General features: G+C 43.4%; 15 protein-coding genes. 13 read left to right on the forward strand and 2 right to left on the reverse strand.

The features are described from left to right. Positions 1-127: 127 nt before the first annotated feature. A complete protein-coding gene (locus BM156_RS13515) occupies positions 128-1,354 on the reverse strand; it encodes a DUF6051 family protein (protein ID WP_093920421.1) in 1,227 nt (408 codons plus the stop codon). A gap of 223 nt (positions 1,355-1,577) precedes the next feature. Beyond that, the gene (locus tag BM156_RS13520; protein WP_093920422.1) at positions 1,578-2,303 is read right to left on the reverse strand and encodes a cell division ATP-binding protein FtsE; all 726 of its coding nucleotides are present in this window, start codon (positions 2,301-2,303) and stop codon (positions 1,578-1,580) included. 157 nt (positions 2,304-2,460) lie between these two features. On the opposite strand from BM156_RS13520, the gene BM156_RS13525 reads away from it, so the two are divergent. The 13 genes from BM156_RS13525 (at position 2,461) to BM156_RS13585 (ending at position 22,087) form a co-directional block, all read left to right on the forward strand. Beyond that, positions 2,461-5,526, forward strand: a complete 3,066-nt coding sequence (locus BM156_RS13525) for a tetratricopeptide repeat protein (RefSeq protein ID WP_093920423.1) — start codon at positions 2,461-2,463, stop codon at positions 5,524-5,526. 11 nt (positions 5,527-5,537) lie between these two features. Then, entirely contained in the window at positions 5,538-7,325 is a 1,788-nt protein-coding gene (locus BM156_RS13530) for a TonB-dependent receptor (RefSeq protein WP_093920424.1), read from the forward strand. A gap of 482 nt (positions 7,326-7,807) precedes the next feature. Further along, entirely contained in the window at positions 7,808-9,772 is a 1,965-nt protein-coding gene (gene gyrB, locus BM156_RS13535) for a DNA topoisomerase (ATP-hydrolyzing) subunit B (protein WP_093920425.1), read from the forward strand. 169 nt (positions 9,773-9,941) lie between these two features. Beyond that, a complete protein-coding gene (locus tag BM156_RS13540) occupies positions 9,942-10,523 on the forward strand; it encodes an LOG family protein (protein ID WP_093920426.1) in 582 nt (193 codons plus the stop codon). A 241-nt stretch (positions 10,524-10,764) separates the two neighbouring features. Further along, a complete protein-coding gene (locus BM156_RS13545) occupies positions 10,765-11,133 on the forward strand; it encodes a hypothetical protein (protein ID WP_093920427.1) in 369 nt (122 codons plus the stop codon). Between the two features lie 55 nt (positions 11,134-11,188). Beyond that, entirely contained in the window at positions 11,189-12,442 is a 1,254-nt protein-coding gene (hemA, locus tag BM156_RS13550) for a glutamyl-tRNA reductase (RefSeq protein WP_093920428.1), read from the forward strand. Beyond that, positions 12,432-13,370 (forward strand): hydroxymethylbilane synthase, encoded by a 939-nt coding sequence (gene hemC, locus BM156_RS13555; protein WP_093920429.1) that lies wholly within the window; start codon positions 12,432-12,434, stop codon positions 13,368-13,370. Before hemA ends, hemC begins: the two co-directional genes overlap by 11 nt. A 130-nt stretch (positions 13,371-13,500) precedes the next feature. Next, entirely contained in the window at positions 13,501-14,253 is a 753-nt protein-coding gene (locus BM156_RS13560) for a uroporphyrinogen-III synthase (protein ID WP_170846959.1), read from the forward strand. 4 nt (positions 14,254-14,257) lie between these two features. Beyond that, positions 14,258-15,250, forward strand: coding sequence for a porphobilinogen synthase (gene hemB, locus BM156_RS13565; protein ID WP_093920431.1), 993 nt, complete (start codon positions 14,258-14,260; stop codon positions 15,248-15,250). A 124-nt stretch (positions 15,251-15,374) separates the two neighbouring features. Further along, positions 15,375-16,664, forward strand: coding sequence for a glutamate-1-semialdehyde 2,1-aminomutase (hemL, locus tag BM156_RS13570; protein ID WP_093920432.1), 1,290 nt, complete (start codon positions 15,375-15,377; stop codon positions 16,662-16,664). A 90-nt stretch (positions 16,665-16,754) separates the two neighbouring features. After that, entirely contained in the window at positions 16,755-17,783 is a 1,029-nt protein-coding gene (gene hemE, locus BM156_RS13575; protein ID WP_093920433.1) for a uroporphyrinogen decarboxylase, read from the forward strand. Between the two features lie 161 nt (positions 17,784-17,944). Continuing rightward, complete coding sequence (locus BM156_RS13580) at positions 17,945-19,522, forward strand: M81 family metallopeptidase (protein ID WP_093920434.1); 1,578 nt, start codon at positions 17,945-17,947, stop codon at positions 19,520-19,522. A 357-nt stretch (positions 19,523-19,879) separates the two neighbouring features. Beyond that, positions 19,880-22,087, forward strand: coding sequence for a DUF4838 domain-containing protein (locus tag BM156_RS13585; RefSeq protein WP_170846960.1), 2,208 nt, complete (start codon positions 19,880-19,882; stop codon positions 22,085-22,087). Positions 22,088-22,431 lie beyond the last annotated feature (344 nt).

The following is a 22,431-nucleotide window of genomic DNA, read 5'->3' on the forward strand; positions in this document are numbered from 1 at the left end:
AATTTTTCGTGTTTTGTGAAATTAGAAAAGTAAGCATAGCCATAGCTACGTGAGTCTTTTTATAATGAAACAAAACCGGAAAAGGACAAGACTTGGTGCGATAGATCATGCTTAACTTGACACTGATCTATTCTGACATTAAAAATTCTGCCGCTTGGTCAAACACCATCCGAAACGATTCATCAATCAATTCTTTATTCTTTTCCGTTGCCGGGAAAGGCGTCACGTGGTTGTACTTAAATGAAAAATCATGTACATGAACAGGCACCGAAATATCTCGGGCAGCTCCTTGCAAGGTATTTACAATTTCATAGGCCGGAATAATGCTATCCTGTTTTAGGGAAATAGCCATCAAATCCGAACTCACCTCTTGGAAAAGCTGCTCCCGGTATTCTCGTTGCACTTTATAATCGAGCATCGAATAGAATATTTGTCCTTCCTTATGGTCGCCCGCCAGGTAATGTTTCAAATGAGCATCTTTTTCAAGGTGCTTCTCCAGATGCTCCACCATATACGAATACAATGCAATATTGGCCTCACTATCTAAGATATACTTTGAAACCGGAGAGAGCCGGTTAAACACTGCTCCACCACAAAACATGCAAAGCTTAGACTGGCTGAAATAACCATTGTAATTACTCAGTTTAAGAACTTCTGACAACAGGCAACCAATGGAATAGGACATCAAATCAAATGTTGTATCCGAAGCGAGTAAAGGGTGTTCATCATTTTTGCAAGCTGTTATAAACTGAATGACATCGTAGTAAGTCTGCAGTCCCGACCAGATAAAACGTTGGGGCATTGCATGCAAACGCATACTTATGGCCACATTCGAAAGTGAAGAATTCACCACATTGGGGAACATCTTTTTACGCTTTTCACTCAGCAAAAACATGTTTCGTTTGTCACTCCATAACGACAATGTCCGATTCATATGGAAAGCAATAGGAAACAGAATAACTGCTCGTCCGGTTTGTTTTGCCAGATGATAAGCCCATGGTAGGTATTTATCCCAGTTTTTTTCGTTGAACCCATGAAACAAAAACAACGCACGCTTAACTCGCTTTTCTCCATTCGGCATAAATACCCGGTAAGAAAAAGACTCATTCTCCTTAATTTCCACATCGCGTAAATAAATATGGTCATTCATTGCACCAATATCATTCAAATAGATGGAGTCGGGAGTAAAGTGTTTCCCGTGTTTCTGGCAAGTGTAGTTTTCTGCTCCAGGGAGTAAATGCTGCGATGCCGACTTAAAATTGTACTTAGAAACCGTTAAGCCGTCAAATTCAAACTGGTCCGTGTCGGCACTCCACAATTGTTTAAGTTCTTGATATAAATCCAGGTAATACATAGCAATAAGTTTATTGAAAAAACAATGCAGGTTTACCTTCTCCAGATCCAGAGTTCTTCTAAATACTTTTCAATTGCGCACACCAATTAACATCATCAAAATAAGGAAATATAAACCTGATGTTTTGTTTGGGCTAATGTAGAAATTCAAGGCCAATAAAACATGCCAAAACGAGGATTGTTTTTGCAACAAAAGGTGCAAAATACCTATCGCTACAGAGGCTTCAATTTGTTTGCTCATCCAAAAGCTCTGAGAAATCAACTTCCTGTTCGGCCTCAGCAGAATCGCTTACTTTTTGTTCAGCACAAACCAGTGTTCGCGCTGGATAGCGATTTAAAACGTGGTAATCGTGAGTAGCCATCAAAATAGTCTTTCCCTGACTATTAATTTCTTTTAAAATCCCCATCAATTCATCCGAAGTCTCCGGGTCGAGATTCCCGGTGGGCTCATCAGCCAAGATCAGCTCCGGATCATTTAGAATTGCACGGGCAATCACAACACGTTGCTGTTCTCCACCGGAAAGTTCGTGCGGCATGCTCTTCAACTTCGACTTCATCCCCACTCGCTCCATCACTTCATGAATCCGGTTTTTAATGGCTTTTTCAATTTTCCAGCCTGTTGCTTTCAAAACAAATTCCAGATTTTCCTGCACATTACGGTCAGTCAGCAACCTAAAATCCTGAAAAACCACACCCATTTTCCGTCTTAAAAACGGAATTTCCGATCGTTTCAGCTTTCTTAGGTCAAATCCGGCAACCTCAGCCGTTCCCGAAAACAAATCTAATTCAGCATTTAAAACCTTAATTAAACTGGATTTTCCGCTACCTACTTTCCCGATCAAATAAACAAATTCGCCGACCTTAACATCCAGGTTAACATGGGTTAAAATCAACTGATCTTGTTGAAAGACATCAACATCGTGAAGTGCAATAATTGTCTCGCTACTCATAAAGCTGGTTTTACTTGGCTATCACAAAACTAACTTTTTTTAAGGAACCAGATAATAAAGCCGGGAAATAAACAGTTTTTTGTGAAGAAGTCGATGCGCGATTCCGCTGGAAACGAAAACAGAATCGCTATTTTTATGCAAAAATTAAAATGAGTCTATGAGAACAAGAATTGCACTGTTCATCATCTTATTATGCTGTTTCACGACTGAAGGTTTTAGCCAGGAGACAGCATACTATCCTTCATTGGAAGCAGAAATCCATCAAGCCAAAGAGCTTTTTGCCAAAGATAAATTTATTGTAGCCCAACAACAGTTTTCAGAAATTGCCCAAAAAGCTGATGCCGGATCGGAGATTCAGTCAGAGGCCAATTTCTATCAAGCACTCTGTGCTTTGCGCCTTGAGAGCAAGAACGGCGAAGCACTGATCGAACGATTTTTGGAAACCAATTCCAGCAGTCCTTATGCCAACAAAGCTTGGTTTGAATTGGGGAACAAGCAATTTAACGAAGGCAAATATGCGCCCATGCTTCGTTCCTATGCCAAACTTGAAACCACCATTCTTGATAAACAAGACCAGGTTAAAGTAGCTTACCAAAAGGGTTACGCCTACTTTCAAACCGAAAAATACCAATTGGCGCAAAATGAATTTGAAAAGATAAAAGACACCAATAACCTGTATGCCGGCCCCGCTAAATATTACTGGGCCCACATTCAATACCTGAATGGCGACTATGATGCCGCCTTGACTGAGTTTAACAAGCTAAAGGATAACCCGGCTTTTGCGGAGCTCATTCCTTTTTACATGAGCCAGATTTATTATAAAAAAGGACAGTATGCACAGGTGATTGAGTTTACCGTTCCCTTGTTGACAGAAGTATCGGAAGAACAACAAGCGGAGTTATCGAAGATAATCGCCAACAGTTATTTTCACTTGCAGAATTTCCAAAAGGCCATCCCCTATTTCGAAGCTTATTTCGCCAGCACCAAAAGTCGGTCGCGCGATGAAAATTACATGCTCGGATACTGTTACTTCTTTACGGGCCAGTATGCCTTAGCGATTGAGCCTTTGGAAAATGCATCACGCGGGAAAGATGCTTTAGCCCAAAATGCCTACTATCATTTGGCTGATAGCTACATCAGAACAAATCAAAAAGACAAAGCCCGTGTTGCTTTTGAATCAGCATCTGAGCTTGATTTTAGTCCGGAGATTAAAGAGGATGCACTTTTCAATTATGCCAAGATAACCTATGAACTCTCCTACTCTCCGTTCAACGAAACCATCAAGGCTTTCGATAAATACATTTCACTGTATCCAAACTCGGAGCGCAACGACGCTGCCTACGATTACCTGGTAAGCGTTTACATGAGTACCAGCAATTACAAAGAAGCAATTGAATCGATTGAAAAGATCCAAGTGATGAGTCCTTCGGTAAAACGTGCTTACCAACGTGTTAGCTTTTTCCGCGGTCTGGAACTCTTCAATAACCTATATTATCAATCAGCAATCGAACTTTTTGATCAATCCTTGAAATATGCCAGCCTGAGTGCCGAATTTGAAGCGCGGGCTTTATTCTGGAAAGCTGAGGCCAACTACCGCCTGGAAAACTACCAACAGGCCGTTATCGGCTTTAACCGATTCCTGAGAGCATCTGGATCCAAGTCTCTTCAGAAATATAAAACAGCACCTTACAACTTGGCTTATGCCTATTTCAAACAAAAAGACTATGCTTCGGCAACCAAGCACTTCGAGACTTTCCTATCGAGTAAACCGAGTGTTACAGACCAAAAAGTAGCTGATGCACTCAACCGATTGGGCGATTGTTATTTTGTTGATCGCGATTACCGCAATGCGATTAAAACTTACGAACAAGCTTTTGAGCTAAAACAATACGACGCAGACTATGCGCTTTTCCAGAAAGCCATTTGCGTGGGCATTCAACGTGATCAGGATCAAAAAATAAGCAACCTGCGTACCCTGTTGCAAACATTTCCCGAATCTGCATTTATTGATGATGCATTGTTCGAGCTTGGCCGCTCATACGACCGAACCGGACAAGCCAAAGTGGCAGAAGGTTATTATCGCGATTTGATAAAAGATTACCCACAAAGCAGCTATCGGCCTAAAGCCATCCTGCAATTGGGACTTGTATTGTATAACCAGTCTGAATTCAAAAAATCGCTTGACACTTACAAGCAAGTTATTTCAGAATATCCGAATAGCCCGGAAGCACAATCAGCTTTAATTGGAGTTAAAAACAACTATGTCGAACTAAATAATATTGACGGCTACTTCGCCTACACACAACGTCTTGGCTCCGGAGTTCAAGTATCGGTATCAGAACAAGACTCACTGACCTACCTGGCTGCTGAAAGACTTTATATGGGCAGAGATGCACAAGCCAAAAACCAATTGGAAAAATACTTACGCCAATACCCGAATGGAAGCTTTGGCATCAATGCTCACTTCTATTTAGGAGAACAACGTTACAACGACAAAGAATATGCTCAAGCGCTTAATGACTATGAATATGTACTGAGCAAAGAAGACAACATTTTTACAGAGCCAGCCTTGGTTAAAGCTTCGGAGTTACAGTTTAATGCGGCAAACTATGAGCAAGCACTGACTTATTACGAACGGCTGGAAAGCATTTCAAACACCAAATGGAATGTGTTGAAAGCTCGCGCCGGGAAAATGCGAAGTCATCATAAATTGGCGAACTACCAAGAGTGTATTGATGCCGCCAAGCTTTTATTAAGTTCCGATAAGCTTACCGATGTGCTTAAGCGAGAAGCGAATTACAAGCTGGCCAAGTCCTATTATCAAACCGAACAATTTGATGAAGCGCTTCCTGTATTGGGGCAATTGGCTGAAGACACCAAGTCTGCTGAAGGAGCCGAAGCCAAATATCTATTGGCAGAGATTCTGGTCAATAAGAACAAGTTGCAACAAGCCGAAGAACAGGTTATGGATTTCATCTCGAAAAACACACCTCATCAATATTGGTTAGCTCGAAGCTTTATCTTATTATCCGACATTTACTTGAGCCAGGGAGACCAATTCCAGGCCAAGCACACCATAAAAAGTATTGTTGAAAATTACCCGGAGCCTAACGACGGAATTATTGAAACCGCACAGGCCAAGCTGCAACATTTAGAAAACCTGGAACAACAGGAAGAAAAGCAGCAAGAAAATCCTATGAAAATCAACATTAACGAACAGTAAAAAGGAGACGAATGAAAAAGTCATTTCAATACCATATCGCAGGCTTAGCCATTTTGCTAGCTGCTGGCCAACAAGCCTATGCGCAGCAAGACAGCACCCGTTTAAAGCAAGAGGTTGAAGTGGTGAAAGCCTACCAACCAAGCATCTCTGATGCTTTTAAAATCAATGATCTACCACAGATTAAAGACGAAAAAAAGGATAAACCAACATTCAACTATATAATTAATTCGCAACCGGTTTTCTCAACTTTTGAGGTCAAGCCGGTACAGGCAGCCCAAATGGTTGGAGAGCCCAAAGCCGAACTGGGGAAAGGCTTACTAAAAGCAGGAGTTGGCAACTACCTCACCCCCTACGGTGAGCTTTTTTACAACACCAAAGCTGGTAAAAACAGTGTATTTGGCTTACACTTTCGCCACCTTTCTTCCAATGGAAACGTTAAGTTGATTAATGATGACAAGGTAGATGCCCCACGTAGCGAAAATGTTGCAGAACTTTTCACCAAACACTTTTTCCGGAGATCAACCTTAAGCACCAAGTTATTTTTCGATCGTCAAGCTCATAGCTATTATGGTTACGCCGGAGAACGCAGATCGGACGAAGCGAAAGAGGACGACTTCCCCTATTGGAATGACAAGCAAGCCTTCTCAAAAGGAGGAATCCAGCTGAACTTATCGAACGAAGAGGATACCCGTGCCAACTTAAACTATGACTTTGGGTTAAACTACCATTACTTTGGCACCAAGACCGGACAAACAGAAAACAAAGCAACTGTTGGAAGTTTGCTACAGAAGGATTTCGACACATTCCAAGGCTTGCTCAATGCTTCCGTAGGATTTGTCCGTACCGATAGCATCTTGAACCAAACCACAGGAAACTTTGGGCACAAACAGCAAATTTTGCTCAACATCAGCCCTGCCATTCTTCTGGAAGGAGATGTAGCAAGCTTAAAAGCAGGAATCAACACATTCACCTTATTTGACGATGATGATGACGCCCGCGTTTTAATCACTCCAAATATTTTGGCACAATGGTCTCCTGTAAAAGATAACCTGACACTTTATGCCGGAGCAAATGGACGGATGGAGCAAAACAACTATTCAGCAATCGCAGCTGAAAACCGTTTTGTCACGCCAACACAGGATATTCGCAAAACCGAATATCAATACATCCTGACAGGAGGTATTAAGGGCAAATTTCACCCTCGCCTAAACTACCGTTTTCAAGTTGACTATGCCAACATCAAAGATGAACACTTTTACATTTTTAACACGAATAATTTCTTGATGGATGCGCCAACAAGTCCTCTTCCACCACGAGCAAATACGTTCGATGTTGTTTACGACGATTTAAAACAACTTTCGTTGGGTGCAGAACTTTACTACACAGCCTCGGACTTGGTTAATTTCCATTTGCAGGGAACCTATTATTCATACGAACTTGATTCGTTGGAAGAAGCTTGGCACAAGCCTGACTTTGAGTTAACACTTTCAACAATCATCAATCCAGAAGGGCCACTAAAATTCAATGCCGATATTTTCTTTAAAGGCGAACGGAAAGCGCTTGAGCAAAGCGAATCCTTCTATTTAGCCTCTAGTGCCATTGGCCCTCACGATGTCGATCAAACCGTTCACACACTCGCTTCCTACATCGACATGAATGTTGGCGTAGAGTACCAATACAGCTCTAATTTAAGCTTCTTTGGACGCCTGAATAACTTTGCGTTCCAACAATACGAAAATTGGCTAGGCTACTCCCAGCAGAGTTTTAATTTGTTGGTTGGTGCCAGCTTTTCATTCTGAAAAAGGAATCAAAAAAAGAAATAGTTGAACTCTTTGGCGGTTCAACAAATAGAAAAAATGAATTCCGGAAATACGTCTCGCTTATTTCCGGAATTCATCCAAACACTCTCCTAAGGAAGAAAACAAAGCAACAAGCCAACGAATCCCTTACATCCTGCTAACTTCGTACAAGTGGACAAACCCGAGCGGTGATCTCCTCAAATTCTTTAGCCAATTGGGCCATTATTTCAGATTGAAAAAAATAGACTTTTCGCCATCGAAATAAGGTAGAAATATCCATATTTTTACTATCTTTGCATGTTATGAATATGAGGCAAGAAATAACATTTAATCAGCTGGGAAACAGGCACTTTTCCCCATTTCAGCCCAACATATACCGTATACAATCATTTTTCGGGAAATAAACCGAAAAACATGCAATTGTTTGTCATTCGTTACGAAGACGAACAGGTAATTTTATGAATAAACCAAACATGCAATAGATGAGCGAATTAGAAAACAAGCAGACTAATGGAAATGGCAATTATTCTGCAGACAGTATTCAGGTACTGGAAGGTTTGGAGGCCGTACGTAAACGTCCGGCGATGTACATTGGAGATGTCAACGAGAAAGGACTTCACCACCTGGTTTATGAGGTTGTCGACAACTCGATCGATGAAGCCTTGGCCGGCTATTGTAATAATATCGAAGTAATCATCAACGAGGATAACTCGATTACAGTTACTGATGACGGTCGTGGTATTCCTACGGAAAATCACACTAAAGAAAATAAATCAGCCCTTGAAGTGGTTATGACTGTCCTTCATGCCGGTGGTAAATTTAATAAAGACAGTTATAAGGTATCCGGAGGACTACACGGAGTTGGGGTATCCTGTGTGAATGCTCTTTCATCCGTTTTGAAAGCTGAGATTCACCGCGATGGAAAGATCTGGGAACAAGAATACCACCGGGGAGCCCCCCAAGGCAGTGTTCAAATTACTGGTGAAACCGACAAGACAGGAACCATCGTAACGTTCAAGCCTGACACTGATATCTTCCTGACAACAACCTACAAATACGAAATTTTATCAGCCCGCTTACGCGAGCTCGCATTCCTGAATGCAGGCATCCGACTGATTCTGATCGACAAACGAGATGTTGATGAAGAGGGAAACGTCAAAACTGAATCTTTCTTCTCAGAAGAGGGGTTAAAAGAATTTGTTGAATACCTGGATAGTTCTCGCGAGAAACTGATTGAAAACACCATTCATATCACTTCTGAAAAGGCTGGCGTTCCTGTTGAGATTGCCCTGCATTACAACACCTCTTTCTCCGAAAATATTCACTCTTACGTGAATAACATTAACACCATTGAAGGAGGAACTCACTTAACCGGTTTCCGTCGGGGTTTGACAAGAACCTTAAAGGGATATGCGGAGAGTTCAGGCATGCTTTCTAAACTGAAATTTGATATCAACGGAGATGACTTCCGGGAAGGTTTAACAGCAGTTGTTTCAGTAAAAGTTGCTGAACCTCAATTTGAAGGACAGACTAAAACCAAACTTGGGAACTCCGAAATCAGCCTTCCGGTTGACCAAGCCGTTAGCGAAATGCTGGCAAACTATTTGGAAGAAAATCCAAAATCAGCCAAAGCAATTGTCAACAAGGTAATTCTAGCAGCCCAAGCTCGTCATGCTGCCCGTAAGGCTCGCGAGTTGGTTCAACGGAAAAACGTTATGTCTGGAGGTGGCCTTCCAGGAAAACTGGCCGACTGTTCAGACAAAGACCCTTCCTTATGCGAAGTTTACTTGGTCGAGGGAGACTCGGCGGGTGGAACTGCCAAACAAGGTCGTAACCGTCGTTTCCAGGCTATTTTGCCACTACGTGGTAAAATTCTGAACGTTGAAAAAGCCATGCAACACAAGGTTTTTGAAAATGAAGAAATTCGCAATATTTTCACAGCACTTGGTGTCACCATCGGTACTGAAGATGACTCCAAAGCACTTAATCTGACAAAACTGCGTTATCACAAGATCATCATCATGACCGATGCCGATGTGGACGGAAGCCACATTGCCACCTTGATCATGACCTTCTTCTTCCGCTTTATGAATGACTTGATCAAATCAGGTTATTTATACATTGCAACTCCTCCACTCTATTTAATCAAGAAAGGCAAAAAAGAATCTTATGCCTGGAATGATCAACAACGTTTACAGTTAATTAATGAGTGGGCTGACGGAAAAGAATCACTGGTACACACCCAGCGTTACAAAGGTCTTGGAGAGATGAATGCAGAACAGTTATGGTCTACCACCATGGATCCTGAGCGACGAACACTTCGTCAGGTAACCATCGAAAATGCAGCTGAAGCTGACCACATCTTCAGCATGTTGATGGGAGACGAAGTTCCGCCTCGCAGGCAGTTCATCGAAGATCATGCCGTTTACGCCAATATTGATGCTTAAAACGAATACCAATCAGAATGCCATCTTTAAAGGATGGCATTCTTTTTAGCCCAAAAAAAAGAAAAAGCAACAAGCATCATATGAATCGTTCTCAAAAGAATGATTAGACAATGTAATTTCCAGCAATCATCATCAGAATTTTCATTAACTCTTAAAACTGATAAAAAAAATGAAAGTTTGTGTATTTTCCTCCTCCAGCAATGCTATTGAGACAGCATACATCAACGAAGCAATCCATTTATCCCGCTTAATTGGCCAAAATCATATGACCCTGGTAAACGGCGGAGCAAATGTTGGCTTAATGGAAACCGTACTGAAAGAAGTCGTAACATCCGGAGGCGACACCATTGGCATTCTTCCTGAGAAATTGAATGGGCACAACCTGGCCTCTCAATACGCGAAAAAACTGATTATCTCTAAGGATATGATGGAGCGGAAGTCAATGATGCGCGAAATAGCCGACGCGTTTGTGGCCCTTCCTGGAGGATTTGGAACCTTAGAAGAAGTTTTGGAAGTCATTACCCTAAAGCAATTGGATTATCACAACAAGGCCATCGTATTTGTAAATACCAACGGTTTTTACGACGACCTCTTCCGTCAGTTTGAGCGCTCATTTGCCGAAAACTTCGCAAAAGAGGCCTATCGCAAGTTATACCACATTGCCAATAGCAGCGACGAAGCCATTGAATACCTAAAGAGCTACACTCCATCTCAACCGGTAAATAAATGGTATAAAGTACCTCAAAAGTAAACTTGCTGGCAATCGCAAAAAAACATGCTTTTCTAAAAACATAAGTTCATCTGTATTGTTGATAATGCAAAACCAAGTTAGCGACTTAAAAGCAATGCGTCTCTTTGGGAAAAAATAGAAAAGTAAAAAACGCCGGGAATATGATTGTTAAACATGTCTACAAATTGATTAATATCAATCGGAAAGTGTTCCGTTTTCGGCAGACATTGCTAATTTTGTTTCAGAATAATAAACGAGTACTATGTTTTTTCTAGGTTTAGCCGGTTCATTCATGCCCTATCTATTGCTGATGGGTGCTTTGTTTGTCCTCTCTTTGGGGGTAAACATCCGGGGAGGCCAAACTGTAGAACCAATCGCTGAAAAAACAATCTCGTACGAAGACTCAGATCAGGAAGTAGAGGAAGCTGTTTCAACATGCTACTTCTTTCAAGATCAGAAAGTAAACACACAAGACAATCAAGATTACCATTTCGCTTCTTTTATAGAAACAAAGGATTTCATGCGGTTTATAACGCGGGAAAAAGCTCGCTTAAGACCTAAAATTAACCATTATTCATTCACAACTTATCACACCTTCTTTGGCCTTTCTCCACCGGCGTTGGTTTCTTAGTACGTTTCAAAAAACAAGAAATCAATAACCCAATTCTCATTTATTTTCAATACGCATGATTGGAGTAGTAGGCTTAAGTCATAAATCGGCGCCCGTACATATTCGCGAAAAATTTGCTCTCAATAAAGAAGAGTATACCGATTTATCGCAGACAATTTTGAAAAATAAAAACATTGACGAGCTTGTTATCATCTCGACATGTAACCGGACTGAATTATACTTCACTGCAGAAGAGTGCTGTTCTCCCGGTGCTTTCCACATCCTGTTTCACTACCTGAAAGCTCACATTCAGGAAGAAGACGGGATTGAATCACATTTCTATCAATACGAAACATCAAGAGCTGTCAATCATCTATTTCGCGTTGTATCCGGATTAGAATCGATGATGCTTGGTGAATACCAAATTGTTTCTCAAATAAAAGAAGCCATTAGCCATGCCGAAGAGATCGGCTCGGCCGGAAAAATATTAACCCGTTTGTTCCACAAAGCACTGGAAACAGGCAAACAGGTACGCACAAAAACAGCCATGAGTAGCGGAGCTTTCTCCGTTAGCTATGCGGCAGTAGAAAAATGCAACAGCATTTTCGAGCAACTTCCTGATAAAAAAATATTATTGGTTGGTGCCGGAGAAACAGGAGAACTGGTTATCAAAAACCTATACAAAAAAGGCTGTCAAAACATCGTCGTAGCCAATCGCACCACCTCCAAGGCTGAAGAGTTGGCCAATCGATATGGTGGCAGCGTGCTTTCCTTTAACCAACTGGAGCAAGGAATTCAGGAAGTCGACATTGTTGTCAGCTCCATTTCGTGCAAAAAGCCTTTAATCACCCCTGAATTAATGCAATCCACCCCAGCCAATAAACAAACCGTATTGATTGACTTGGGAGTTCCTCGTAACATTGATCCGCAACTGGCCAACCAGTCTAACCTGGCTTTATACAATGTCGATGACTTGGAAGAAGTGGTTGCCCAAAATATGGAGAAGAAAAAAACTTACGTGGCTACCGCCGAGAAAATAATTCGGAAAAAGTCTCATGAATTTGCTGATTGGCTGAGCATTCAAAACCTTTCTCCTGCCATTCAAAACATCATTCTGGGAGTGAATGAAATCAATCAGTCGGAGCTAGCCATATTCCGCAAATTCCATAGCGAGGAAGAATACCTGAACATGGAGAAGTATGGCAAACACATTGCCGAGAAATTGGTAAAATCGATGATTCGCAATCTGAAAGATGTCAGCGATAACGGCCGAAAAACAGAATATATTAAAGTAGTCAACGACCTTTTTTCCCATACGAATGAAGAATAAAACCATTACCATTGGCACCCGCGGAAGCAAGCTGGCTCTCTGGCAAGCAGAAACCGTAAAAGCCGAATTGGAAAAAGCCCATCCCCACCTCAATTTTAAATTGAAAATCATTAAAACAAAAGGGGATAAAATACTCGATGTCGCTCTTTCTAAAATTGGCGACAAAGGACTATTTACAAAAGAAATAGAGCAAGCCTTATACGATCATAAAATCGATTTGGCCGTGCATAGTTTAAAAGACCTGCCAACGGAATTGCCGGAAGACCTGATCATTGGAGGGATGCTGACACGTGCAGAAGTGCGTGATGTTTTTATCTCCAAGGATGGACGTAAGTTATCAGAGTTTACAGCCAAAGATAAAATTGCCACATCAAGCTTGCGGCGTAAATCACAATTGTTGCACTACAATCCGGAACTGACCATTGTTGATATACGAGGAAATGTAGAAACCCGCCTCAAAAAGATGAACGACGGACATTGTGATGCATTGATTATGGCTGGAGCCGGCATTCTTCGACTTGGCTACGATGAGGTCATCACTGAATTTTTGGAGTCTGATGTAATTATTCCTGCTGTTAGCCAAGGAGCTATCGCCATTGAGATCCGTGAAGATGATGAATCTATTCAGCCGTTGATCGACGCGATAACTGACGAAACAACACGCCTGTCAACCTTGGCCGAGCGTTCTTTATTACGCGAACTCGAAGGTGGTTGCCAAGTTCCTGTTGGATGCCTCTCTGAAGTTGCTGGTGATCAAATTAAAATCACCGGAATGGTTGCAAGCCTCGATGGCAAAACCAGAATCAGGGAATCTGTTGAATGTTCATTGGATGAAGCCTCAGAAAAAGCAATTGAGCTGGCTCAAACCATCCTGAACGCTGGTGGAAAAACCATTTTAGACAGTATTCGTCCAGCAAGCGAAGAATAATTCCTGGCTGATAAAAACGCGCAGGAATCAATAGCTTTCGCTATACAAAAGACTAACACCTTCACTGGTTGTTCAGCAACAATTTTTCAGGCATTGGTATTTCCAATGCCTTCAATTAATTTCTGAGGCCGTGAAACACACAGAAAATATATTACAAAACCGCACCCTGATATGCACCTATCCGGAAAAAGATCAGGATGAAGTGACCGAATTGCTCACCCAGCAGGGAGCAACAGTGCTCTCGCTCCCAATGATTGAGATTCATTCACTACCGGTAAAGGCACCACAATCCATATCAAGCTACGACTGGCTGATTTTCACCAGTAAAAATGCCGTTGAATCTTTTCATCAGAGCTATCCGCAAGTTCCTTGTAAGATAGCTGCTTTAGGAGAACGAACAGCACAGCGACTTCGGCAATTCAATTACAATCCCGATTTTATCGGCTCCGGAAAATCAGCTCATGATTTTGTTGATGAATTTGGTAATACGCTAAAAACCGATGAGCAAGTTCTGTTGGTATTGGGTACATTGGCTCCGGATACCCTTCAGCAAAAACTAGGCACAAAAGCCAAAATTGAGCGGGTAAATGCCTATCAAACCCAACTCACCCATGAAGTTGGACAAAAACTCAAAGAAATTATTGAGAATAAAGCCTACAGCGCCATGTTGGTAACCAGTCCCTCTGCCGTAAAAAGCATCGTTACCTTGTGGGATAACTCCCCGCCTTTGTTGAATTTTATCAGCATTGGTAAAACAACAACTGCTGCCATTCGAGCACTCGGAATGGAACCACTGGCTACGGCTAACGACCCAAGCTATCGGGGTTTAGCCGAGGCTACTACCAACTATTTTTATACCTTAGAAGAATCCAAAAAAAATTAAAGATATGAGCTTTCCAATAACACGACTAAGACGTTTAAGAAAAACAGCAAGCATCCGGAATATGGTGCGCGAAACCGAAGTAAACCGTGATGACCTAATCATGCCTTACTTTGTTGTTCCGGGAGAAAATATTAGTAATCCAATCAAATCGATGCCTGGTAATTTCCAATTATCCGTTGACCTTCTGGTAAAAGAAGTAAAGGATTTGCTGGAGAGAACAGGAATTGATAAGATCTTACTCTTCGGTATTCCTGCCGAAAAAGATGAAACCGGCGCTGTAGCTTGTCAGCATGATGCCATTGTTCCACAGGCGATTCGTGCGATTAAGGAAGAGCTTCCTCAGGTTATGATTGTTGCAGATGTTTGCAATTGCGAATATACCACCCACGGGCACTGCGGAACCATCGTTGATGGCGATGTTGAAAACGACAGCACCATTAAAACGCTTGCCGCCCAATCAGTGACGCTGGCAAAAGCAGGTGCTGACTTCATTGCGCCAAGTGACATGATGGACGGACGTGTAGCGGCCATCCGCGAGGCCTTGGATCAAAACGGATTTCACAACACGCCAATCATGGCCTACTCTGCTAAATACGCTTCTGCCTTTTACGGTCCTTTCCGCGATGCAGCCGAAAGTGCACCTCAATTTGGCGACCGAAGCACCTACCAAATGGATCCAGCTAACGGAGACGAAGCTCTGCGCGAAGTAGAAACAGACTTGGAAGAAGGAGCCGACATGGTCATGGTAAAACCAGCATTAAGCTACATGGATATCATCAGCCGGGTTAAGTCAACTTACAATGTTCCGGTTGTTGCCTATAATGTTAGTGGAGAGTTTTCGATGGTTAAAGCAGCAGCTGCCAACGGTTGGATTGACGAACAACGTCTGACCAAAGAAATTCTGACTTCCTTAAAACGTGCTGGTGCCGACGTAATTATTACCTACCATGCCAAAGAGTTTGTGTTAAGCGAACTGGAAAAAGGGAATCGGGTTTAACACAAGATCGTTGGAGAAGAAGTATAGAGTTCCGGGCTTGAAGTTGTCTGGGAATCTGAACATCCAAGAATCCAGAAGTCTAAAATCTTGGCCCTTGATTCTAAACATCTAAAAATCTTTAAAAATGAAATTTAATAAAAGCATAGAAGCATTTGTAGCAGCCAAACAACGAATTCCTGGAGGAGTAAACTCGCCGGTGCGGGCCTTTAAAAGCGTAAACGCTGATCCCGTATTCATCGAACGAGCTAAAGGAGCCAGAGTTTGGGACATTGATGGGAACGAATACCTGGATTTTGTGGCCTCATGGGGACCAATGATTTTGGGACATGCTCACGAAGAAATTGTAAAGACCGTTCAGGAAGCTGCTGAACGTGGAACAAGCTACGGAGCTCCTACCCTTGTTGAAACACAAATGGCTGAGTTAATCACCAGTATGGTGCCATCAATCGAAAAAGTTCGGATGGTTAATTCGGGCACAGAGGCTACCATGAGCGCCCTGCGCCTTGCTCGTGGTTTTACTGGCCGTGACTTGGTGGTAAAGTTTGCCGGATGTTATCACGGCCATGCTGACAGTTTCCTGATTAAAGCAGGATCTGGTGCCATCACGCTTGGCTTACCCGATAGCCCTGGAGTAACTAAAGCTTCAGCAAAAGATACCTTAACCGCTGAGTACAACAACCTGGAATCGGTTGAAGAGCTATTCAAAAAGCATAGCAACGAGATTGCAGCAGTTATTCTTGAGCCAGTTACCGGTAACATGGGGGTTGTTCTTCCTGAACCTGGATTTTTGGAAGGCCTTCGGGAAATTACACGGGAGCACGGTGCCATGCTAATTTTTGACGAGGTAATCACGGGCTTCCGCTTAGCTCCTGGCGGTGCACAGCAACATTTTGGTATTGAACCGGACTTAACAACTTTCGGTAAAATCATTGGAGGCGGACTTCCTGTAGGTGCTTACGGTGGTCGCAATGAAATTATGGATAAGCTAGCTCCAGACGGACCAGTCTATCAGGCCGGAACACTATCTGGAAACCCGCTAGCCATGGCTGCCGGATGTGTGATGCTTAACACTTTGAAGAACAATCCTTCGATTTATGAAGAGATGGAACGCAAAGCAGCTAAACTTGAAGCAGGCATCAAAGCCAACCTGCAAGCAACAGGAGTTTCAGGTGTTGTCAACCGTCTAGGCTCGATGATGACCCTTTTCTTCACCGACTTGCCGGAAGTTAAGAGTTTTGCAGACGCGATGACTTCAGATACAAACAAATACGCCAGCTACTTCAAAAAATCTTTGGAAAGCGGAATCTACCTCGCACCATCGCAATTTGAATCGCTGTTTGTATCGGCAGCCCATACAGATGAAGACATTGATACCATTATTGCAGCTAACAAAGCCGCATTGCAGAGCTTGTAGTTTACGAATGTACAAGCCAAAGCATAAACGAATGATCAGGCCCGAAGCAATTTCGGGCCAATCAATTACAAACAACTAATAGAATACCCTATGCAGTCAATATTTTTGGATACTTTGCAAGGCAAAACAACGGAGCGTCCCCCCGTTTGGTTTATGCGCCAAGCCGGACGAGTTCTTCCCAACTACAATCAGCTAAAAGAACGCTATACCTTCAGAGAACTGATGGATGATGCCAAACTGGCTGCGGAAGTAACGCTGATGCCGATCTCCGATTTGGGCGTTGATGCCGCCATTCTGTTTTCCGACATTCTGGTCATCCCCAACGCCATGGGCATGGAACTCGAATTTACCGATCATGGCCCGGTTTTCAACAAACCACTCAAAGGAATCACTAATCCGGCTGATCATCTGAATCCTGATCCTTCCAAGTTGGAATACATCTACAAGGCAATTGAAGAGATCATCCGTCAACGCCCCAGCAACATTCCGCTAATTGGCTTTTGTGGAGCTCCTTTAACCACCCTGTGTTACATGGTTCAGGGCATCAGCTCAAATCCCAATTTCCCGGAAGCGGTTAAGTTTCTCTTTCAATATAAAAAGGAAGCGAAACGACTGATTGATGCCATTGCTGACCTTTCGGTAGTTTATGCCAAAAAGCAAATTGAGCATGGGATTGATGCCTTCCAGCTGTTTGAAACGCATGCTAACCTGATTCCGGTTGAGCTTTACCAAGAGTTATTTATGCCCGCTGTTATCAAAATCAGTAAAGCCGTACGTGAAACTGGTACGCCATTTATCTTTTTCCCTAAAGGACTGGGAACCGGGCTTCGCTATGTGACTCCAGAGATCGCTGACTTCGTAAGCATTGATTGGCAAATGCCGATTCAGCATGCCCGAGAGCTGGTTCATCCGGAAGTTGGACTACAGGGTAACCTCGACCCACGGATGCTTTATGCCTCACAAGAAGAGATTGCAATCGAGTTGGAAAAATTCAAACCTTTCTTCAGAGAGAATCCACGCTGGATTTTCAACCTGGGACATGGATTTTTACCTGATATTCCATACGAAAATGCCAAGTTTGTAGTTGATTGGATTAAAAGCACCAATTGGCAGGAGTAAAAAAATGGCTTTATTTGATCATTCCAGGATTGACAAGTTACTACTGGAGGAACAAATAAGGCTTACATATTTTACAAGCAGCACGAATACCAAGAGAACCTGCAACCTTAGCTTGCGTATATAAGGAAACCGCTGAAAATCAAAATAAAAAAAATAACCCGATGAAGAAACTACTACTAAACTTCGCCGTACTGTTGTTGATCGCTGGCTGTGGCACTTCCAGCAAAAAACAACAAAGCGAAGACGTTAACAAAGATTTACCCCGAATTGCGATTGCAGGAATCGCTATTGAGTCGAGTACCTTTTCTCCAGCTCAAACCCAAGAGGAAGCTTTTCATGCTTTAGTTGGAGATGATATTTTCTCGTACTACCCATTTTTTGCCGAAGATGCCTCGAACCGGAAACGAGCAAATTGGTTCCCGACATTCAGAGGGAAGGCTATTCCAGGAGGAATTGTTACCCGTGAGGCTTATGAGTCCATGGTTCAACAAACACTGGATATGCTGAAAGAGAACCTGCCATACGACGGTCTTTTTCTTGACATCCATGGCGCCATGAGCGTTGTGGGACTGGATGATCCCGAAGGTGATTTGATCATTCGTATCCGCGAAGTGATTGGCAAAGAGACGCTGATCTCAACCTGCATGGACTTGCATGGAAACGTATCGAAGCGATTGGCTGAAAATACAGATTTGATTACTTGCTACCGCATGGCTCCACACGAGGATGCCATGGAATCGAAAAAGAGAGCGGTGGATAACTTGCTGGAACGCTTGGAGAACGGCAAAGGAAAGCCAGCCTATAAAGCATGGATTCCGGTACCAATCTTATTGCCGGGAGAAAAAACAAGTACGCGCATTGAGCCAGGGAAAAGCCTTTATGCCAAAGTGGCTCCTGCTGCCGATCAAGAAGGTGTAATTGATGCGGCCATTTGGGTGGGTTACGCCTGGGCTGACGAACCTCGCAACCATGCAGTGGTTATGGTTACCGGCGATGACAAGGAGAAGGTTACCCAATCGGCTGAAGAACTGGCCCAAAGCTTCTGGGACGTTCGTGATAAATTTGAATTTGTAGCTCCTGTTGGCACATTGGAAGAATGCCTGGACAAAGCGATTGCCAGCAAGAAACATCCTTTTATCATCAGCGACACAGGCGATAACCCGACAGCTGGAGGTGCCGGCGATGTTACCTGGACACTGCGCGAACTACTAAAGCGCCCAGAACTAAAAGCAGCAAACGGACCATCAATGATCTATGCTTCCCTGCCCGCTCCTCAGTTTGTTGAGAAAGCTGTAGCCATTGGTGAAGGAGGCCAACTAGAGGCTGAAGCAGGTGCACGTGTTGATGATCGTTATTCCGGGCCAATCAAGTTGAGTGGCACCATCGAAAAAATTCGGCAGGGAGATAAGCACGCTGAGATTGAGGTGGTATTAAAAACCGGCAATAACCAGATCATCCTCACCAAAAAGCGTAAGCCTTATCATTACGAAAAAGACTTTACCAACCTGGGGCTCAATCCTCACAAAACTGATATTGTTATCGTTAAAATTGGCTACCTGGTACCGGAGCTATACAATATGCGGGCCGACTGGATTATGGCCTTAACCCCCGGAGGAGTTGATCAGGACTTGGAACGCTTAGGCTATAAACGCATCAATCGCCCCATGTATCCACTTGATAAAGACATGGAAACGCCTGATCTGAGCGCTCAATTTATTCCCTCATCGGAAACAATTTAGGAATTTTCCAGAGAGAAGAACTCCTGCCTCATGCAGGCCACAGATAAGAGAGGATGTCTAAAAAGTATAGTTTTTCGTCATTGCGAAGGAGGAACGACTGACGCAATCTTTTAAATAACAGATTGCTTCGTTTTACTCGCAATGACGGTTTAAAATCTAAAGTGGCTTTTTGGACAGCCTCTTCTTTTTTGCCCCTATTTCAGCCAATCGACTTCCTTTCCCTAGGCTGTATTGCAAAGGTAGGGCCTCTATTATCTGAGTCTGCTGATATTTTTCCTAACTTCGCTGTTCAAGCTCATGCCTGGGAATCCTCATCCCACATGGACAATTTATCACTCATAAAAAACACGAATGCTTATGAAAAAACTACTCTTAATTCTACTAGCCGTAGCTACCTTGGGGGCTTGTACCTCCAAAAACGAACTGGCCATCATCAAAAATGGCCGCTCCAACTATGAAATTCGAATCAAGAATCAGGACTGCCAACAAGCAGCAGAGCAACTTCAACATTACCTGGAAAAAGCATCAAGCGTAAAGCTTCCCATTGTAATGGAAAGCGATGCAGCTCCTTCCTCCCCTGCAATTTTAGTCTACACGAACACAGGCTTACCACAGGCACATTCCATTTCCATTCAAACGGAAGGGAAAAACCTGCTCATCTCGGGAGGCGATGCACAAAGTACAGGCTACGCTGTTTATGAGTTTCTCGAGCAATATGTAGGCTGCCGATGGTTTTCGCCGAGCGTTGAGCAGGTACCAAGCAGTTCAACCATCAGCTTGGCTCTACCAGTCAACCTGGTGTACACGCCCGAGATTACAACCAGAACGGTCCATTCGCGCTTGTTCTACGAAGACCATGCCTTTGCTGATCATCAAAAAGTGACTACCGAAGCCTTTCCAAGCTATGTTCCTGAAGGCCGGGTGCACACTTTTCACCGCTTTGTTCCCGAACTCAGCTTCTACGACAAGCATCCCGAATACTATGCGCTGCGTGGCAAGAAGCGACTTCCAACCCAATTGTGCTTAACCAATCAGGAGGTACTGAAAATTGTTATCGACTCGGTACAAGTATGGTTTGACCGATACCCGGATGCCCAAGTGATTTCGGTAAGCCAAAACGACAACACACAGCATTGTCAATGCGAGAACTGTCAAAAGATTGATGAGGAAGAAGGTTCGCCCAGTGGCAGCATGATTCGTTTTGTGAATGCCGTTGCTCAGGCATTTCCGGATAAAACCATTTCAACCTTGGCTTACCAATACACCCGCAAGCCATGCAAAACCAAGCCCCTTGACAATGTGCTGGTCACCCTTTGCTCCATTGAATGCGACCGGAGTGCACCAATCGAAGAAAAATGCAGCGATTTCGCTGAAGACCTCATCGGATGGAAACAACTGACCGACCACATTCGCATTTGGGATTATACCACTCAGTTTACCAACTTTCTGGCTCCTTTCCCAAATATGAATACCCTGCAACCCAACATCCAGTTTTTCAGGGATAACCACGCCACCTGGATTTTTGAACAACACAGCCACAATCCAAGTGAGCTGTTTGAGTTGCGCTCCTATGTAACCGCTAAACTTTTGTGGAATCCCGATCAGGATGTCGAGGCCATCATCAACGAATTTATGCAGGGATATTACGAAGAAGCCGGCCCTGCCATCAAGAAATACATTGACTTGGTTCATGCATCCTTAGAAAGCGATCCGGATTTCTTCCTATACCTGTACGGCGACCCAGCCCAGGCTTTTAACTCCTTCCTTTCACCTGAACTGCTCAAACAGTACAATGCCTTTTTTGATGAGGCAGAAGCAGCTGTTGGCGATAAGCCAGCTGTTTTGCAACGGGTACGAACCGCACGGATCAGTACGGACTATGCCCAACTGGAGATGGCACGCAATGGGATGTCGCCGGATTATCAACTGCTGGCTAATGGAATCATCTCACCCGATGTGCAGACACGCCTCAATCGTTTTGCATCCAGCTGTGAGCAGGCCCAAATCAGCCTGATGAATGAAATGGGCTACACCGTCGATGAATACCTGAGTGCTTTTGAGCAAACACTGGAACGGGCCGCTCAACCAAACTTGGCACGAGGAGCAAAAGTGAAGCTACTCACCCAACCAAAGAAATATGCCGACGAGAATCCTCAAGTACTTACCGACGGCGCTTTGGGTGGCAGTAACTTTTTTGCCAACTGGCTGGGCTTTGAAGGGAATGATATGGAAGTGGTGATTGACTTAGGAGAAGCCAAGAGCTTTAGCAATATTTCCGTTGGCTTCTTACAGGTAACCAACCACATTGTGTTCTTCCCAAAATCGGTGACTTTCTCCGCTTCAAACGACAACAACAACTTCCGGAAACTTCAAACTGTTTCCACCCAGAAACCAATCAGCAAGGACAGTAAACGGAACGACCTGGAGTACTTTAAAGCCAGCTTTCCGGAAACTCAGGCCCGCTACCTAAAGCTTGTCGCCAAAAACGTAAGTAAAGCTCCGGTATGGCACAACGCTGCCGGCCTGCCGGTATGGATCTTTGCCGACGAAGTGATCGTTAACTAGCCTCCTGGCTCAGCATAAACTCATTGAACAATCAGCCGGATGCCAAACGCATTCGGCTGATTGCTTTTCCAACATGCCATGCCCGACTTCCACGGTAAGCAAGCCGTTTCTCCTCCTTTTTGGCAAGGAGGAGTGGCATCAGTTTACTGATGTCGAGGTGGTTCTCTTCTCTTTATTAGTTTGAAGTTCCATTCCTTCCTAACTCTTCCGATCACATTAAACGAACTTGTCCTTTTGGCTTAATCCAAAAGAACGAAAAGATCAAGGCTGACGATGCTTTTGAATGAAAACTACGGATCGGTAACTCCCCGAAAACCAACTCCTCCCGTTGGTCGTCAAACAGG

It is taken from the genome of Sunxiuqinia elliptica, assembly GCF_900113005.1.
GTDB classification, from domain to species: domain Bacteria; phylum Bacteroidota; class Bacteroidia; order Bacteroidales; family Prolixibacteraceae; genus Sunxiuqinia; species Sunxiuqinia elliptica.

Bases quoted from the DNA above. Each gene is read 5' to 3' on its own strand.
- BM156_RS13515 (WP_093920421.1), bottom strand. From the start codon at position 1,354: ATGTATTACCTGGATTTATATCAAGAACTTAAACAATTGTGGAGTGCC.
- BM156_RS13520 (WP_093920422.1), bottom strand. From the start codon at position 2,303: ATGAGTAGCGAGACAATTATTGCACTTCACGATGTTGATGTCTTTCAA.
- BM156_RS13525 (WP_093920423.1), top strand. From the start codon at position 2,461: ATGAGAACAAGAATTGCACTGTTCATCATCTTATTATGCTGTTTCACG.
- BM156_RS13530 (WP_093920424.1), top strand. From the start codon at position 5,538: ATGAAAAAGTCATTTCAATACCATATCGCAGGCTTAGCCATTTTGCTA.
- gyrB (WP_093920425.1), top strand. From the start codon at position 7,808: ATGAGCGAATTAGAAAACAAGCAGACTAATGGAAATGGCAATTATTCT.
- BM156_RS13540 (WP_093920426.1), top strand. From the start codon at position 9,942: ATGAAAGTTTGTGTATTTTCCTCCTCCAGCAATGCTATTGAGACAGCA.
- BM156_RS13545 (WP_093920427.1), top strand. From the start codon at position 10,765: ATGTTTTTTCTAGGTTTAGCCGGTTCATTCATGCCCTATCTATTGCTG.
- hemA (WP_093920428.1), top strand. From the start codon at position 11,189: ATGATTGGAGTAGTAGGCTTAAGTCATAAATCGGCGCCCGTACATATT.
- hemC (WP_093920429.1), top strand. From the start codon at position 12,432: ATGAAGAATAAAACCATTACCATTGGCACCCGCGGAAGCAAGCTGGCT.
- hemB (WP_093920431.1), top strand. From the start codon at position 14,258: ATGAGCTTTCCAATAACACGACTAAGACGTTTAAGAAAAACAGCAAGC.
- hemL (WP_093920432.1), top strand. From the start codon at position 15,375: ATGAAATTTAATAAAAGCATAGAAGCATTTGTAGCAGCCAAACAACGA.
- hemE (WP_093920433.1), top strand. From the start codon at position 16,755: ATGCAGTCAATATTTTTGGATACTTTGCAAGGCAAAACAACGGAGCGT.
- BM156_RS13580 (WP_093920434.1), top strand. From the start codon at position 17,945: ATGAAGAAACTACTACTAAACTTCGCCGTACTGTTGTTGATCGCTGGC.
- BM156_RS13585 (WP_170846960.1), top strand. From the start codon at position 19,880: ATGAAAAAACTACTCTTAATTCTACTAGCCGTAGCTACCTTGGGGGCT.